At 69.1% G+C, this 15,608-nt stretch carries 16 protein-coding genes and 1 riboswitch; of the genes, 9 read left to right on the forward strand and 7 right to left on the reverse strand.

The annotated features are described in order from the left end of the window. Nucleotides 1-38: 38 nt before the first annotated feature. On the reverse strand, nucleotides 39-470 hold the full coding sequence (locus JVH1_RS11440; protein WP_005244136.1) for a MarR family winged helix-turn-helix transcriptional regulator: 432 nt from the start codon (nucleotides 468-470) through the stop codon (nucleotides 39-41). Nucleotides 471-503: 33 nt separating this feature from the next. Beyond that, nucleotides 504-1,958, reverse strand: coding sequence for an NCS2 family permease (locus JVH1_RS11445; RefSeq protein ID WP_009478021.1), 1,455 nt, complete (start codon nucleotides 1,956-1,958; stop codon nucleotides 504-506). Between the two features lie 76 nt (nucleotides 1,959-2,034). On the opposite strand from JVH1_RS11445, the gene JVH1_RS11450 reads away from it, so the two are divergent. Further along, a complete protein-coding gene (locus tag JVH1_RS11450; RefSeq protein ID WP_009478020.1) occupies nucleotides 2,035-2,283 on the forward strand; it encodes a DUF2530 domain-containing protein in 249 nt (82 codons plus the stop codon). A 25-nt stretch (nucleotides 2,284-2,308) separates the two neighbouring features. Here the strand turns inward: JVH1_RS11450 and JVH1_RS11455 are convergent, their stop codons facing one another. The 3 genes from JVH1_RS11455 to JVH1_RS11465 form a co-directional block, all read right to left on the reverse strand. Beyond that, on the reverse strand, nucleotides 2,309-2,863 hold the full coding sequence (locus JVH1_RS11455) for a phosphatase PAP2 family protein (RefSeq protein ID WP_009478019.1): 555 nt from the start codon (nucleotides 2,861-2,863) through the stop codon (nucleotides 2,309-2,311). Next, entirely contained in the window at nucleotides 2,853-5,417 is a 2,565-nt protein-coding gene (locus JVH1_RS11460; protein ID WP_009478018.1) for a hypothetical protein, read from the reverse strand. The genes JVH1_RS11455 and JVH1_RS11460 overlap by 11 nt, the downstream gene beginning before the upstream one ends. Before the next feature lie 176 nt (nucleotides 5,418-5,593). Then, nucleotides 5,594-6,439: a DUF3027 domain-containing protein gene (locus JVH1_RS11465; protein ID WP_016883856.1), complete on the reverse strand. Its 846-nt coding sequence runs from the start codon at nucleotides 6,437-6,439 to the stop codon at nucleotides 5,594-5,596. 38 nt (nucleotides 6,440-6,477) lie between these two features. Here JVH1_RS11465 and JVH1_RS11470 point away from each other — a divergent pair, with 38 nt between their 5' ends. From JVH1_RS11470 to JVH1_RS11480, 3 genes are all read left to right on the forward strand, one after another. Next, the gene (locus JVH1_RS11470) at nucleotides 6,478-7,272 is read left to right on the forward strand and encodes a glutaminyl-peptide cyclotransferase (RefSeq protein ID WP_009478016.1); all 795 of its coding nucleotides are present in this window, start codon (nucleotides 6,478-6,480) and stop codon (nucleotides 7,270-7,272) included. A gap of 71 nt (nucleotides 7,273-7,343) precedes the next feature. Continuing rightward, complete coding sequence (locus JVH1_RS11475; RefSeq protein WP_043780985.1) at nucleotides 7,344-9,014, forward strand: MFS transporter; 1,671 nt, start codon at nucleotides 7,344-7,346, stop codon at nucleotides 9,012-9,014. 6 nt (nucleotides 9,015-9,020) lie between these two features. Further along, nucleotides 9,021-9,506 carry a DUF2771 domain-containing protein gene (locus JVH1_RS11480; RefSeq protein WP_009478013.1) on the forward strand — a complete coding sequence of 162 codons (486 nt, stop codon included), beginning with the start codon at nucleotides 9,021-9,023 and terminating at the stop codon, nucleotides 9,504-9,506. A gap of 60 nt (nucleotides 9,507-9,566) precedes the next feature. On the opposite strand, the gene JVH1_RS11485 is transcribed toward JVH1_RS11480, so the two are convergent. Continuing rightward, the gene (locus JVH1_RS11485) at nucleotides 9,567-9,977 is read right to left on the reverse strand and encodes a cold-shock protein (protein WP_005255275.1); all 411 of its coding nucleotides are present in this window, start codon (nucleotides 9,975-9,977) and stop codon (nucleotides 9,567-9,569) included. A gap of 153 nt (nucleotides 9,978-10,130) precedes the next feature. On the opposite strand from JVH1_RS11485, the gene JVH1_RS11490 reads away from it, so the two are divergent. The 3 genes from JVH1_RS11490 (at nucleotide 10,131) to JVH1_RS11500 (ending at nucleotide 11,816) form a co-directional block, all read left to right on the forward strand. Then, nucleotides 10,131-10,370 carry a hypothetical protein gene (locus JVH1_RS11490; protein ID WP_009478011.1) on the forward strand — a complete coding sequence of 80 codons (240 nt, stop codon included), beginning with the start codon at nucleotides 10,131-10,133 and terminating at the stop codon, nucleotides 10,368-10,370. Nucleotides 10,371-10,400: 30 nt separating this feature from the next. Then, nucleotides 10,401-10,778, forward strand: coding sequence for a YccF domain-containing protein (locus JVH1_RS11495; RefSeq protein ID WP_009478010.1), 378 nt, complete (start codon nucleotides 10,401-10,403; stop codon nucleotides 10,776-10,778). Between the two features lie 234 nt (nucleotides 10,779-11,012). Continuing rightward, nucleotides 11,013-11,226: riboswitch (cyclic di-AMP (ydaO/yuaA leader) on the forward strand. Nucleotides 11,227-11,234: 8 nt separating this feature from the next. Continuing rightward, a complete protein-coding gene (locus JVH1_RS11500) occupies nucleotides 11,235-11,816 on the forward strand; it encodes a transglycosylase family protein (protein WP_009478009.1) in 582 nt (193 codons plus the stop codon). Between the two features lie 67 nt (nucleotides 11,817-11,883). On the opposite strand, the gene JVH1_RS11505 is transcribed toward JVH1_RS11500, so the two are convergent. Further along, nucleotides 11,884-12,072 carry a hypothetical protein gene (locus JVH1_RS11505; protein WP_025431899.1) on the reverse strand — a complete coding sequence of 63 codons (189 nt, stop codon included), beginning with the start codon at nucleotides 12,070-12,072 and terminating at the stop codon, nucleotides 11,884-11,886. A gap of 60 nt (nucleotides 12,073-12,132) precedes the next feature. Here JVH1_RS11505 and JVH1_RS11510 point away from each other — a divergent pair, with 60 nt between their 5' ends. Next, a complete protein-coding gene (locus tag JVH1_RS11510; protein WP_009478008.1) occupies nucleotides 12,133-14,451 on the forward strand; it encodes a helicase-associated domain-containing protein in 2,319 nt (772 codons plus the stop codon). 146 nt (nucleotides 14,452-14,597) lie between these two features. After that, a complete protein-coding gene (locus JVH1_RS11515; protein ID WP_009478007.1) occupies nucleotides 14,598-15,581 on the forward strand; it encodes an alpha/beta hydrolase family protein in 984 nt (327 codons plus the stop codon). Nucleotides 15,582-15,608: the final 27 nt, after the last annotated feature.

Consider the following 15,608-nt stretch of genomic DNA (forward strand, 5'->3'; position numbering starts at 1 on the left):
TGACGTTGTACGGGTGGGGACTGCAGGCAGCCTTCGGGCTACTCCGAGTCCGCGACGATGGACGTGATGATGCCGACCGCGTCGCGGAGGGTCTTCAGCTGAGCCTCGTCGAGCCCGGACAGCCGCTCGTTCATCCATGCCTCGCGGGCGTGGGTCTCGTCGGCGATCAGCGCGTGACCGGCATCCGACAGCGTGACGATGATCTGCCGTCCGTCGGTGGGATGCGGTGCCCGCTCGACCAGGCCCAGTTCGACCAGCGACGCGATGACCCGGGTCATCGACGGCGGCTGCACCTTCTCCCGAGCGGCGAGATTGCCCGGCGTCATGGCGCCGTCGCGGGCAAGGGTGGCCAGAGCCGACAGCTGGGTCAGCGATACCTGGGCGTCGACGCGGCGCCCACGCAGGTGACGCGTGAGGCGCACGACAGCCAGAGAAAGGTCACTGGCGAGTGCTCGCGTATCCGTGGTCACGGGAATGACAATACGGGACCGGTCGGCCGCCGTTTACGTTACTGCGTCGGTGATCGGACCGACCGCGAAGTAGGCCACGAAGAGAAGCGCCACCACCCACATCAACGGGTGAATCTTCTTGATACCACCGCTCGCAGCATTGAGGACGACCCACGACACGAATCCGACGCCGATGCCGTTGGCGATCGAGTACGTGAACGGCATGACGACGATGGTGAGGAACGCGGGCAGCGCGATCGAGAACTGGGTGAAATCGATGTCGCGGACCTGACCGATCATCATCGCGCCCACCACGACCAGTGCCGGCGCGGCCGCCTCGATCGGCACCACCGAATACAGCGGGGTCAGGAACATCGCGGCCAGGAACAGCAGTCCCGTCACCACATTCGCGAGTCCGGTACGGGCGCCCTCGGCGATACCCGAAGCGGATTCCACGAACACCGTGTTGGACGACGCCGACGCGCCGCCACCGACGATGGCTCCGGTGCCCTCGACGACCAGGGCCCGTCCGATGTTGGGCAGGTTGCCGTCCTCGTCGGTGAGACCGGCCTCCTTGCCGAGCCCGGTCATCGTGCCCATGGCGTCGAAGAAGTTGGCGAGTACGAGCGTGAACACCAGCAGGCTGGCGGCGAGTACGCCGATGCGGGTGAACGCGCCGAAGATGCTGACGTCGCCGACGAGGCTGAGATCCGGAAGTTCCGCCAGCACATCGGGAGCGGCCGGGACGCTGAGGTTCCAGCCCTGAGGGTTCACGCCCAGCGACGGTCCGACACCGGCGACGGCCTCGATGATCGCGGCCAGCACGGTGGTGACGACGATGCCGATCAGCAGACCGCCGCGCACCTTGCGCACCACCAGGACACCCATCAGCAGCACACCGAACACGAACGTCACGGTCGGCCAGGAGGAGATCGATCCGTTGATGCCCAGGCCGACGGGGACGGTGGTGCCCGCGGCGTCCGGGATGCGCCGCACGAACCCGGCGTCGACGAGACCGATGAACGCGATGAACATGCCGATACCGGCGGCGATGGCGGATTTGAGCTCGGCCGGAATGGCATTGAATACGGCCGTCCGGAAACCGGTGAGCGCCAACACGACGATGATGACACCGTCGATCACCACGAGGCCCATCGCCTCGGGCCAGGTGACCTGCGGTGCGATGGTGACGGCGAGAAGACTGTTGATGCCGAGGCCCGCCGCGATCGCGAAGGGATAGTTCGCGACGACCCCGAACACGATGCTCATCAGTCCCGCCACCAGAGCTGTGACCGCCGCCACCTGGTTGACGGGGAGGATGTTGCCGAGGACGTCGGTCTTCGCGACGGCGTCGTCGGCGGAGAAGCTGCCGAGGATGAGCGGGTTCAGCACCACGATGTATGCCATTGCGACGAACGTCACCACTCCGCCGCGGATCTCCGCGCCTACCGTCGAACCACGCTCGGTGATCTTGAAGTAGTTGTCGAGCAGTTTCGGAGCAGCACCCATTGTTCAGTCCCCATCGCCAGAAGTCGCGCGTCGCCCTTGGAGATTAGGGCACCACGGCGAGGGTAGCGTTCATTCGGTGAACGAATCCGCAGATCGCCCACCCCTCACTCAGCGCCTCGCCGACCCGCGACCTGCGCTGATACTGGGAACACTGGCGTGGGCGGTCGCGATCGTCGTGGTGATCGTCACGGGCGACCGGTGGTCGGATGCGCTTCCGACGTGTATAGCGGGGGTCGTCGTCGGATTCCTGGGCTACGGACTGTTCGCGTTGCAGCGGCGGGCGGCCCGGCGCGGCAGCCGCGGGGCACAGCAGGGTCTGCTCTAGTGATGCAGCAGGGACTGCTCTAGCTCTAGATCTCGCTCGAGGTCACGGCGCGGCGGGGCCGGGTGCGGGTCAGCAGAATCCAGAACGCCGCCCACAGCGCACCGAACGCCCACCCGGCGAGGACGTCGGTCATCCAGTGCGCGGCGAGGTAGACGCGCGACAGCCCCACTGCCAGCGTGTACAGCACCAACAGGAAGACCAGTGCGATCCGGGCGTGCCCCACCAGCACCACCCGGAGGGTCACGGCGACGAGAACGCTCGCGAGGATCGCGGTCATCATCGCGTGACCGGACGGGAACGAGAACGATGAGATCTCCACCAGCCGATCCGGCAGCGGCGGGCGCTGCCGCTCGAACAGATTCTTGAGCGTGGTCATCACGGCCAGACCCGACAGCATGGCGCCGGCCACGAGGACGGCCTCGCGCCGACGGCCCTGGAGCAGGAGGGCCGTTGTCAGGACGGTGGACACGATCCAGGCCGCGACCGTTCCGCCGCTTTGCGTGACGACGGTGACGACGTCGATCAACCACGGTGTGCGGTCCCCGACGGCGCTGTCGAGAACGCTCTGGTCAAACGACACCGGCGCCCCACGTGCCTTCGGCCCACGACTCGGAGCAATGGGTGGTCCCCTGCTCGTCCACCCACCACGGGACCGCGATCTTGGTGTCGACCGCGCCCGTGAGCTTCACCGTGAGCCGGGGATGGACGACGACGGGCCCGTGCGGCAGGTCGCGACCGAGTGCGGCGAAGGCGAGCACCGCGGCAGGTTCGCGATCCCATGAGGATTCACGGCCGGAACCGGTGACGGTGCCGCGGATCGCCGCGGACGCGAGGGGGAGGTCCAGCAGATCGGCGAGAGCCTCGGCGGTGTCCAGGCTCCCGACCACCAGCCGCTCACGCGGCACCGCGGCGGCCAGCCACGGTGCGTCCAGCACGAGGGCGTCGCCGGGATCGACGAGGGCGCCCGTCAGGCCGCGCACGTGTTCGGGCAGGTGAAGGTCCTCGAGGTCGAGAAGATGTGCGGCCGCAGCGGCCGCGAGCAGGCTGTGTGCCCGCGCGATCACCGCCGGGCTCGGTTCGCGATCCGGGTCGGCCAGTCGATCCAGGAGTAGCTGTGCGAGTTCGGGAGAGTCGACCGTCGACGGCGCGAGGGCCGCCACGAACACGGCGGACTCCGGGTGCTCGGCGGGGTCGAGGAGTCCGGCGAACGTCGCGTCGGCGGGATCGCGGAGCAGACCGAGCACCTGACCGTCCAACTCTGCGTTGTGACGCAGCCACCAGGCCGTGTACCCGGCGCGGTCGGCGAGCAGCGGACGTGTCGACTGGTCGCGGGCGAGCATCGTCAGCGCCTGCGGCCAGCGGTCCTCGTCCACCAGGTCCAGGTCGCGCACCGCCCCGATCTCGTCGGGGTCGTCGTCGAGTGTGTCCCACCAGTGGTCCTCGTCGTCGAGGTCGTGATCGGGACCGGTGGGGAGTTCGGCGCGGAGCACGGTGAAACCCCAGCCGACGCCCACGGCGCGGAGGGCGTCCTCCCCCACCCGCTCGGCGAACGCGGCGTCCACGGACGTGAACGGTGAGTCGTCCACCAGGACGTCGGCGAGAGGCGCACCGGGCAACAGCAATTCGTCCGCACCACGCAACTCCCCATCGACATCCGGGAGGGGCAGCTGTCCGAGCCACGACGGCAAGGTGCCGGGGTCGACGCGCCCGGCGAGTGCGAGCACCGCGGTCGACAGTTTTTCGGCCGCCGCCGCGTCGTCGGGGTCGAGGTCCTCGATCTCGGCCCGCAACGCCGGATCCGAGAGCAGGTCTACGGCGGTGGCGGTCTTCGCACCGAGCCGTGACAGCAGCGGGTGCGCGGCATCCGGGTGGACGAGCCGCGTCCAGTCGACCCCCAGGACACCGTCGATGTCGTGGCCCAGCAACACCGTTCGCGGACCGGTCACCGTGCGGCCGTCGGACAGCGGAACCGGGATCGACGCCAGTTCCTCCGCCGCGAGGGCGTCGACGGCCAGTGGTTCGAGCGCCGCATACAGGCGCTGCCACCAGGACGGTGTCCGTTCGATGCCACTGAGAAGTTCGGTGAGGCGCGCCAGGCCGAGGCGGTGGGCGTCGACGGCCGCCAGGGCGGGCGCCCAGCGTGGCCCGGACAGATCCGGAACGACCAGGCCGTCGACGATCTCGGCGAGGAGTTCGGCGAGTTCGTCGGTGAGCCCGGGGACCACCGACGCCCGAACCGGGGCCTTGTTCGTGCCGCCGACGGTCGGCAGCCAGGGCTGCTCCCGGAGTTCGGTGACGAGATGGTCACGCAACGCCGAGTCCACCTCGCTGCGCGCGAAAGCGGGAACGGGAACCAGCGTCAGTCGCTGCTCGGGCGGCACCGCGGCCACGAACTCGGCGTAGCCGGATGCCAACTCGGCGATCGCGGCGCCCGGCAGGATGCGCCTGCGGTCGGGTTGCATGGCGATGTCCGCGACGAGGATCGCGGGTATCGACAGTTCCTCGTCCGACCGGGTGGGCGCGCGCAGGACGTCTTCCGTCACGGGTGAGACGACGCCGTCGCGGACCGGGACGAGCCAGCGTGCGCGCCCGGACTCGTATTGCCACCAGCGGTCGTCGCCGATCGCGACCTCGGTCAATCCGGAATCGAGTGGCCGTTCACGGCGGCGGAACTGCTTGTCGCCCACGGTGATCGAGACGAGCGCCGGCAGTTCGAGCAGAAGGTCGGGCGCCTCGCGGGCCATGTAGGCGAGCAGCGATTCACCGTCCACGTCCTCGCGCAGCGTCAACACGACTTCCGACGCCGCACCTGCGGCCGGGCGGGTGTCCGTCGGCCACGCCAGCCGCAGGGCAGGCACGTCCGCTCCCGGGTCTGCACCGTCGAGTTCCCGCAGCTCCGACCTCGTCCGTTCCACGGAGAACAGCACCGAACCGGACGTCGACCGCAGTTCGACCTCGTCGCTCACCGACAGCACCGCCGTGAAACCGACACCGTAGCGGCCGACGGTCGTGCCGGACTTGTTCGACGCCCGCAACGCGACCAGCGCCTGGACTCCCGGCTCGTCCAGCGGCGTGCCCGTGTTGGACACGCTCAGCACGCGGCCGTCGAGTTGCACGGACAGCTCGCCGGGCACTTCGGCGCGGGCGGCGGCGTCGGCCGCGTTCTGCGCCAGCTCGGTGAGGAGCCGGTCGCGGTAGCCGGCGCGGGCTAGATCGGATTCGGCCGCCGCATCCTCCCGCAGACGGGTCGGGGACGTTCGCCACGCCAGAAGCGTCGAATCCCTCAGGGCGGCGGTGCCGAAAGGATCGGCTAGCTGGTCGATGCGGATTCCTCGGCCTCGGTGACCTCGGCAGCAGCTTCGGGTTCGTTCTCCGTTTCGGCGACGGCCCGCTCGACGACCTCGACGGCGCCGTCGTCGTAGGCGTCGAATTGCGGGGAACCGGCACCCGTCGGCAGCAGGGTGTCGGAGTGGGCGCCGCAACCGTAGGTCGCGTCGACCACATGCCCGTCGGCGGCCATCTCGTTGCCGCACACCCCGAACGACGCGTGCAGCGAACCGGCGAGCGGGAGGTAGAAGCCGCACAGCCCGCACGTCGACGGCGCGGCCTTGGCCATCTCGGAATCGGGGCCGTAGTCGCCGTCGTGCCAGCGTTCGGCAGCGTCGACGCGACCTTCGAGGCTCATCACCTGCTTGCGGCCCAAGCCGAGTTCGAGGGCGACCTCGTCGATCTCGGGGTCACCCGTCGCCACATAGCCCGGGACGAGGCGGGGGTCACCGGCCGGCGGTGCCAGCAGATCGCCCGCGGACAGATCGCCAGGGCGAATGCGCTGGTCCCACGGAATCCACTCCGGTGCGACCAGCGCATCGGGTCCGGGGAGGAGCGCGAGTTCGCTGACGGTGGCATGGTCCGCTTCGGGATCGGCAGCCACCACCACCGCCCATTGCCAGCCCCGGTAGCCCGGAAGGTCCGCAACGAAACGGTGAGTCGCGGCGCACGCGTCCTCGGCCGTGACGCCCAGGTAGTCGCCGACTCCCCCTTCCTGCAGTTCGACCAAGGCGGTTCGGGCGAGCTCGACGGCGTCGGTCAGTACGGGACGCGCCACTGCGCGCTCGTCGGAAGAAGCAACACTCACACCACCAGTTTGCCGCACCACCGCAAGTGCGTGCCCACCTGGGCTGTCATGCTGGTCCGATGACCGGCCGGAGGCACCTCGTCCCAGCCCTGCTCGCGGTGGCGTGGCTGGTCACCGCGTGCTCCCCGCAGAGTTCCGTGGCGGCGGGCGCGTCCGGCGCGGACCTTCGCGTGGAGATCCTCCGCACCCTCGACCACGACCCGAATGCGTTCACCCAGGGACTCGAGATCGACGGCACCGAGTTGCTCGAGGGCACCGGCCGCCCCGGTGAGTCCTGGGTGCAGGCCACCGACCTCGCCAGCGGCACCGTCCGGGCGCGCGCGGACCTGCCGTCGCCCCTGTTCGGCGAGGGCATCACGGTGAGCGGCGACACGGTCTGGCAGCTGACGTGGCGCGACGGGGTCGCCGTCGCCCGGGATCGCGCGACACTCGCCGAACAGCGGCGGGTCCCGTTCGACGGCGAAGGGTGGGGCATCTGCGCATTGCCCGACGCACTGGTCACGAGCGACGGCTCACCCACCCTCACGTTCCGCGACCCGGTCACATTCGAACCACGGCGCACCGTGCAGGCGGTGCGGGACGGAAACCCCCTGGGCCGCCTCAACGAACTCGAATGCGCGGACGACGGCGCGGTCTACGCGAACGTCTGGACCACCGACGCCTTCGTCCGCATCGATCCCTCGGACGGGCGGGTCACCGCGGAGATCGACGCCACGGCCCTCCGCGACGCGCTCCCGCCCGGCCCGCGGGACGTCGACGTCCTCAACGGCATCGCGCAGATCCCGGGAACGGACCGCTTCCTCGTCACCGGAAAGTACTGGCCGCGCATGTTCGAGGTGCGGTTCGTTCCCTGACAGGCCGATCTGACCAGCATTGGCCGGGGTTGCTGTGGTCGCATGTCTCCCGACTAGGACAGAATTAGGGAGTGACCGGACCGCGCGAACCCTACGAGCCTGACGGCGGTCGGGCTCCTGACGAGAATTCCGGGCCCCCCGTTCATCCCGGCTACGACAAATACCCGCCCGCCGCCCGGTCGGGAGGTCGACGCACACCGCTCCCTCCCCTCCATCCGGTCGGCGGCGGGCAGCGTCCCCGTTCCGACGAGGAACGGGCCGACGCCCCCAAGGCGCCGCCGATGCCGCGCAAGCTCACCGTCACCCGGGTCGCGGCGATGCGCAGCCGGGAACTCACCAACAAGGGCATCGCGACGTTCCATCGCGCGGCCAAGGCGGACGGTGCGGACAAGTCGGGGCTCACCGCACTGACCTACGCGGTGATGGCCAACAACGCGACCGACGCGGCCATCGCCGTCGCCCTCGCGAACACCCTGTTCTTCTCGGCCGCGACGGGTGAGGACAAGACGAAGGTCGCGCTGTACCTCTTGATCACCATCGCCCCGTTCGCCGTCATCGCTCCGCTGATCGGTCCGATGCTCGACCGGCTTCAGCACGGCCGTCGCGTCGCACTGGCCACGTCGTTCGGTCTCCGGACGATCCTGGCGATCGTTCTCGTCTTCAACTTCGACAGCTGGGTGCTGTATCCGGCCGCGCTCGGAATGATGGTGCTCAGCAAGTCGTTCTCGGTGCTCAAGAGTGCGGTCACTCCACGTGTGCTGCCACCGGAGATCGACCTGGTGCGGGTCAACTCCCGGCTCACCGTGTTCGGACTTCTCGGCGGAACCATCGGCGCAGGCGCCCTCGCGGGTGGTCTCGCCATGGCCACCGGGTCCGTCGGCGCGCTGTGGCTGGCGGCGGTCATCACCGCCCTCGGCGCGTACCTCAGCATGCGGATCCCGTCGTGGGTCGAGGTCACCGAGGGCGAGGTACCCGCCACCCTCACGTACCACGGCGACGAGCACCCGACCGAGGTGCTGGGACGCACCCGGGTGCTGCAGCCGGAAGCCGCGGCCACCGCGAAATCCGGTAGACGCAGGCAACCGCTGGGCCGCGCGGTCATCACCGGGTTGTGGGGAAACAGCACGATCCGCGTGCTCACCGGGTTCCTCACGCTGTACATCGCGTTCGTCGCGAAGTCGAAGACCGACCACGAGCCGCTGGTGCAGGCCGCCATGCTCGGCCTGGTCGGCGCGGCCGCCGGTATCGGCAACTTCGCAGGCAACGCCGCGGGCGCCCGGATCAAACTCGGCCGCCCCGCCCTCATCGTGCTGCGCTGCACGGGTGCCGTGTGGATCATCGCCGTCCTGGCCGCGATCACCGACAATCTGCTGACCGCCGCCCTGGCCACCCTCGTCGCGTCGGCGGCCAGCGCCCTGGCGAAGGTGTCGCTCGACGCGTCGCTGCAGCACGACCTGCCCGAGGAATCGATCGCGTCCGGATTCGGTAGGTCGGAGACGGTCCTCCAGCTGAGCTGGGTCGTGGGCGGCGCGCTGGGCGTCCTCCTGCCCACCGAATACTGGATCGGGTTCTCCGTGGTCTCTGCCGTCATGACCATCGGGCTCGTCCAGACCGTCCTCACCTACCGCGGGAGCACCCTCCTGCCCGGGCTCGGCGGAAAACGTCCCGACCTGGCCGAACAAGAAGTGACCGAGCCCCACTCGACCCACCGGGCCGACCGATCGACAGGAAATGTGACGTAAGTGAGAATGCAGGCGCGAACCAAGAAGATCCTGGCACTGATCGTGGTGGGCCTGATGGTGGTCCTGGTGGCCTTCGTCGGAGTCATGTACGCGCTCATCCGCAATTCCTCGCCCCGCCTGCCCGAGATCACGGCCTTCGCCCACAACCGGGCCGAGCAGATCCCCCCGCTGGCGTACTGCAACCTGTATCTCGAGGACTGCACAACCGGTGACCTCGCCGAACTCGACGTGCCCCCCGGCTCGTCGCTGCAGCTGTCGCTGCCGCAGGAGATCGTCGACGCGCCGTGGCGCATGCTCGTCGTCTACCAGGACGCATCGGGACAGGTCGTCGTCCAGGAACAGGCCCACCGCGCCGGTGAGACCCGCGCCGTGACCGTGCCCTCCTCGGAAGACCTGCAGCTGGCAGGCGTCGAGATCCAGCTGCCGTCCGCCGTCATCGACGAGCAGGGGCTCACGCAGGCCCGGGCAGCCTGGTCGATCAAGACCGCCTAGCACGACACACGAAGAAGGCCCCTGCGCCGGAGCGCAGGGGCCTTTTCGTTGTCCGTCGAATCAGCTGTCGAGCTCGCGCGCGACGGCGCGGACCACCTCGGAGATGCGCTGGGCGGTCTTGCGGTCGGGGTACTTGCCCTTGCGCAGATCGGGCTGGACCTTCGCCTCGAGCAGCGTGATCATGTCCTCGACCATGCCGTGGAGTTCGTCCGGCGTGTGCTTCTTGGCGGACGGCTCCTTGCGCGCGGCGTTCTGACGCAGCGACGGCGCCGGGTCGAGCACCTTCAGGCTCAGAGCCTGGGGGCCGCGTCGACCGGCGGCCATGCCGAACTCGACGCGCTGGCCGGCCTTGAGGCCCTCGACGCCCTCGGGAAGAGCGGACGAACGCACGTAGACGTCCTCCCCCTCCTCCTGCGACAGAAAGCCGAAGCCCTTTTCGACGTCGTACCACTTCACCTTGCCGGTCGGCACCGCGTTCACCCGCTCATCACTTGGAGTGCAGTTGGTTGCACTTGGTATGCAAAACAGCGCGCCCCACCTCTGGTGCGGGACGCGCAGTGCCCACAGTCTACCTTGCAGAGACCCCCTCCGACATCCGGGTTTCCAGGCACTATCGTTGCTGGTGTGGCCCACGAACCGACTCCTCCGAGCACTCCTCACACACCCCGGAGGAGCGACGGACTCCTGCGCGTCGCACTCGCCCTCTTCGCGATCGGCTTCGTCGCGATCGTGGCGATCTTCCTGACCCCGGTGCTCTCCGATTCCGAACCGGGCCTCGTTCTCTATCTCATCGCCCTCGCGTGCCCGATCGGCTTCCTCCTCGGAATCGTCGCGGCGCTCAGACAGGGCAGACGCTCGCGCTGACACACCCGACCACCGACCGATGGGACGATCATGAGAATTCTGCTCAACATCATCTGGCTGATCTTCGGCGGTCTGTGGCTGGCGCTGGGGTACTTCGTCGCCGGAATCCTGTGCTGCATCCTGATCATCACGATCCCGTTCGGCATCGCGTCGTTCCGGGTCGGCGTCTACGCGCTGTGGCCGTTCGGGAAGACCGTCATCGACAAGCCGACGGCCGGTGTCGCCTCGCTGATCGGCAACGTCATCTGGTTCGTCATCGCCGGTCTGTGGCTCGCGATCGGGCACGTCGTGACGGCAATCGCCATGGCGATCACGATCATCGGGATTCCGCTCGCGGTCGCAAATCTCAAGATGATCCCCATCTCGCTCATGCCCCTCGGCAAGGACATCGTCGACGCCCCCCAGTGATGTGAGCTTCCTCACATAACGGCCCGGTAACGGAAGGGCAACGGCTCGGCGATACGCACGTCTTGTCGCCACTAGCTGGGAAGAGTCCCTGCGCGCCCAATGAGGCCCCGCAACAGGCGAAGACACTCCGCGTTATCAAATGGTGACACTGCGGCCTCGGCCCGTTACCGTCGTCACCGGCCGAGGAAACATCGGTCACATCCGGCCCGCCGCGCCAAACCTCGTCCCGCGGGTACCGGAGTCCCGACGAAGCATTCCAGGGACGAGGACGGGGGACCCAAAGTCCTCCAGGGAACGCAAGTTCTCAGACGGACACCGATCCGAATGTGCTTCGCACACTCGGATCTTGGGGTGAAGCCAGACCCTCTCCAGCCAGGAGAGGCGAGGCCGGGCGACCTCTCAGCCCGAACCCGACAGCTGACCTCGCAGGCGCGTGTGGAGAGGATCTCGACCACTATGAGCGGACGCCATCGCAAGCCCACCAACACCGGCCGCACCGTCGCCAAGGTCGCCGTCACCGGCGCCATCATGGGCGTCGCCGGAGCAGCCTTCTCGGGCACCGCGAACGCGGCACCCGACTCCGACTGGGACCGCCTCGCGCAGTGCGAGTCCGGCGGAAACTGGGGAATCAACACCGGAAACGGCTTCCAGGGCGGACTCCAGTTCTCCCCGAGCACCTGGAACGCACACGGTGGAACCCAGTACGCGGCCACCGCCAACCAGGCCTCGCGTGAAGAGCAGATCGTCGTCGCCGAGAAGGTCCTCGACTCCCAGGGCTGGGGCGCATGGCCGTCCTGCTCCTCGAGCCTCGGCCTGAGCAGCGCACCCACCCAGCGCACCGCCCCCGCAACCGTGCCCGAGGCCCCCGCGGCGCCGGCACTCCCCGACCTCACGGGCGGCGTCCCCAGCACCAACGGCACGTCGCAGTACGCCGGTGCCGTCGACAACGCGATCGAGGCCGTCAAGGCTCAGGGCATCGCGATCGATCCCCAGATCCTGCAGCTCATCGACGCGAACAAGGGACTGCTCCCGCAGTAATCCCCCGCGACTCACAGAAGAGGGGCCCTGCACCGATCCGGTGCAGGGCCCCTCTTGTGTCGTCGGGTCAGCGGTTGATCACGGTGTGCGGATGCGCGTACGGCAGCGAGTCCGCCGGCAGCGGGAACTCGGTGTCCTCGCCGAACGGGGACAATCCGCCCGCACGGCTCGACGACAGTTCGGTCACGGCGCTATCTCCATCGGCGGTTTCGGGCCACCCTGGATCCACGTACTGCTTCTTCGAATTGTTAGCCACGGTGCCATTTTGACAGGAGCATTCGGCGACGTACAGCCCAGGTCTCTAATCTGATAGTCGATGACCGACACCGACGACGCCACCGCGAGCACCAACGGCACCGCTGCCTCCCCGCGCGGCGCCGCGACCCTCGCGGACTGGCTGGCCGCGCGCAGCGACGCCGAACTGACGGATCTGCTCCGCAAGCGCCCCGACCTGGCGGTTCCACCGCCTGCCACGATCGTCGTCCTCGCCGGCCGCGCCGAACAGCGGGCATCGGTGGCCCGCGCGGCCGACAACCTGACGTCGCTGGACTTCGGCATCCTCGAACTCCTGGCGCTCGAACGGGCCGACGAGGTCGCCGTGCCGCGGGCCACGCTGCAGGACGCAGTGGGGTCGCGGGCGACGAAGAAGACCGTCGACGCCACGCTGGACGGCCTGCGGTCCGTGGGGATCGTCTGGGGGGACAAGACGTCGCTGCGCATCGTTCCCGCTGTCGTGGCCACCATCCCGTGGCGCGTCGGACGCAGCGCCGAACCCGACGAGACGCTGGACGAACCCGGCATCACGGCCGCGCTGGCCGGACTGCAGAGCGTCGAGCGGGACATCCTGGAGACCCTGTCGAAGTCGAGTTCGATCGGACGCACCCGGGACGCGGCCCCCGGAACACCCCCCGACCGTCCCGTGCAGCGACTCCTCGCCGCCGGGCTGCTGCGGTGGATCGACGACGAAACCGTCGAACTGCCCTATCAGGTGCGGCAGGTCCTGCGCGGGGAGGCCGTCTTCGACCCCACGTCGCTGGCCGCTCCCACCGTCACGGGCCGCAAGCACAAGCCGGCCGACATCAACGCCGCCGCGGCAGGTGAGGCGCTGGAACTGGTTCGCCACTGCGAGGACGTCGTCAAGGCTCTCGGCGAGATCCCGGCGCCCGCCCTGCGGGCAGGTGGGCTCGGTGTCCGCGAACTGCGCCGGATCGCCAAGACGTCCGGCATCGACGAGAACCGGCTGAGCCTGCTCGTCGAACTGCTCTCCGCTGCGGGACTGATCGCGAGCGGCACCCCGGATCCGGCGCCGACGTCCGACAACGGGGAGAACTACTGGGCCCCGACCACCGCGGTCGACAACTGGCTCACCGCGCCGGTCGCCCGGCGGTGGCACGCTCTGGCCGCCGCGTGGCTGGAACTTCCGCGCATGGCGTGGTTCATCGGCATGCGCGATGCCAACGACAAACCGGTCGCCGCGCTGTCCGAGGAGGTGCGCGCGCCGTCCGCGCCGCGCGACCGGCAGGCGATCCTGGGACTGCTGGCGGAACTGGGCAGCGGCCACTCGGCGGATCCGGCGGAGGTCAGCCGACTGCTGGCGTGGCGCCGCCCCCGCTGGGGTGCCCGGTTGCGGGTCCACGCGGTCGAACGCACCCTCGACGAGGCCGCGACGCTCGGTCTCGTCGCCCGCGGAGCGCTCAGCTCACCCGGACGCGCACTGCTCCACGGCGGCGACGCCGAGGCCGAGATGCACGCGTCGCTGCCCGAACCCGTCGACCACGTCCTCGTCCAGGCCGACCTCACCGTCGTCGCCCCCGGCCCGCTGACTCCGGACCTGCTGGAGCAGATCACCCTGGTCGCGGACATCGAGTCCGCCGGTGCGGCGTCGATGTACCGGATCAGCGAAGACAGCGTCCGGCGTGCCCTCGACGTCGGGATGACGGCGGCCGAACTGCACAGCCTCTTCGCGACCCGGTCGCGCACACCCGTCCCGCAGTCGCTGTCGTATCTGATCGACGACGTCGCGAGGCGGCACGGGCGGCTCCGGGCGGGGGTCGCGGCGTCGTTCGTCCGCTGCGAGGACCCCACCCTGCTCGCGGAGGTCCTGGCGTCGCCGGTGGCTGCAACTTTGGCCCTGCGCGCGTTGGCTCCGACGGTTGCGGTGTCGCAGGCACCGCTGCGGGAAGTTCTGGGCGAACTGCGGGCGGCCGGTTTCGCGCCCGCAGGCGAGGACTCGTCCGGAGCCCTGGTCGACCTGCGTCCCCGCGGCGCCCGGGTCGTGACCCGGCGCAAGGCTCCCGCCGGCCGCACCCCGGCCGTCGCCACGGACGCCCAACTCGACGCGGTCGTCCGGACCCTCCGCGCGGGCGACCTGGCCGCGTCGGCCCGGGGATCCGGCAGCATCCGCTCCGACGGGTCGCGGGCCAGCAGCGCCGCGACCATCGCCTTGCTCAACGCGGCGGCGCGGGAACGCACCAGCGTGACCATCGGTTATGTCGACGCGCAGGGCGTGGCGACGCACCGCATCGTCGATCCCGTGAGCGTCGGCGGCGGTCAACTCGACGCGTTCGACCCGGCGAGCGGCGCGGTCCGGCGGTTCACCCTTCACCGCATCACGTCCGTCGCCCGCGTCGACTGACCCGTGAGTAGTTGTTAACCACGGGCGGTTAACAACTACTCACGGGTCAGATAACGATTCTGCGCAAACGCCGAGGAATTTCGGGGCGCGCAATACCGTGATGCTGATATGTACCTGGCCGGGGACGACTACCAGGAGGCAGAACCGTGATTGTCACAGCAACGAAGCCGTCACAAAGTTGGATAAAAGGCGTCGTCCGGCTCATGATTGCCGTGGTGATCCTGCCGCTGGCGTTCGTCCTCGTCGGCGGCGGGACGGCCTCCGCGGACCCGTACAGCCGTCTGCGTGAGCACTGGGTCGACGCACCCGGCGGGGTCGGGCAGATCAAGGTGCGGATGTGGCTCGCGAACAACGGCAGCAACAAGGCCCTCTATCTCCTCGACGGCCTCCGCGCGACCAACGACGTCAGCGGGTGGGAGCACGAGACCAACGCCGCGTGGCTGTCCGACCACGGGATCACCGTCGTCGAACCGGTCGGCGGACAGTCCAGCTTCTACACGGACTGGTACGCGCCCAGCAACACCAACGGTCAGCCCTACACGTACAAGTGGGAGTCGTTCCTCACCCAGAACCTGCCCGACTTCCTGGCGAACAATTACGGCATCAGCCGCACCAGCAACGCGATCGCCGGACTGTCGATGGGCGGCAACGCGGCGTTGATCCTCGCCGCCTACCACCGGAACCAGTTCACGTTCGCCGGGTCGATGTCGGGGTATCTGAACCTGTCGGCGCCGGGCATGCGTGAGGCGATCCGGGTGGCGATGCTCGACTCCGGCGGCTACAACTCCGACTGCATGTGGGGTCCGCCGTGGGATCCGGCGTGGCTCCGCAACGATCCGTTCGTCGCCGCCCCGCTGCTCCGCGGGCTTCCGATGTGGATCTCGGCGGGCGCAGGCCTCCCCGGCCCGCACGATCAGCCGCAGTCCGCCATCGACGTCTTCAACGTCGGAACCGGCATGGGCCTCGAGGCGATCGCGCTGGCCCAGAACCGTGCCTTCCAGGTGCGGCTCGACACCCTCGGCATCGGCGCGCACTACGACTTTCCGGCGACGGGAACCCACAGCTGGGGCTACTGGCAGGACCAGCTGTGGGCCATGCTGCCGATGATGAAGGCGTCGATCGGCGCCTGAGCGTGGCCTCCGGCCCCGTGAGTACTT

Origin of the sequence: Rhodococcus sp. JVH1 (assembly GCF_000280725.2) — a bacterium.
Classification (GTDB): domain Bacteria; phylum Actinomycetota; class Actinomycetes; order Mycobacteriales; family Mycobacteriaceae; genus Rhodococcus_F; species Rhodococcus_F jostii_A.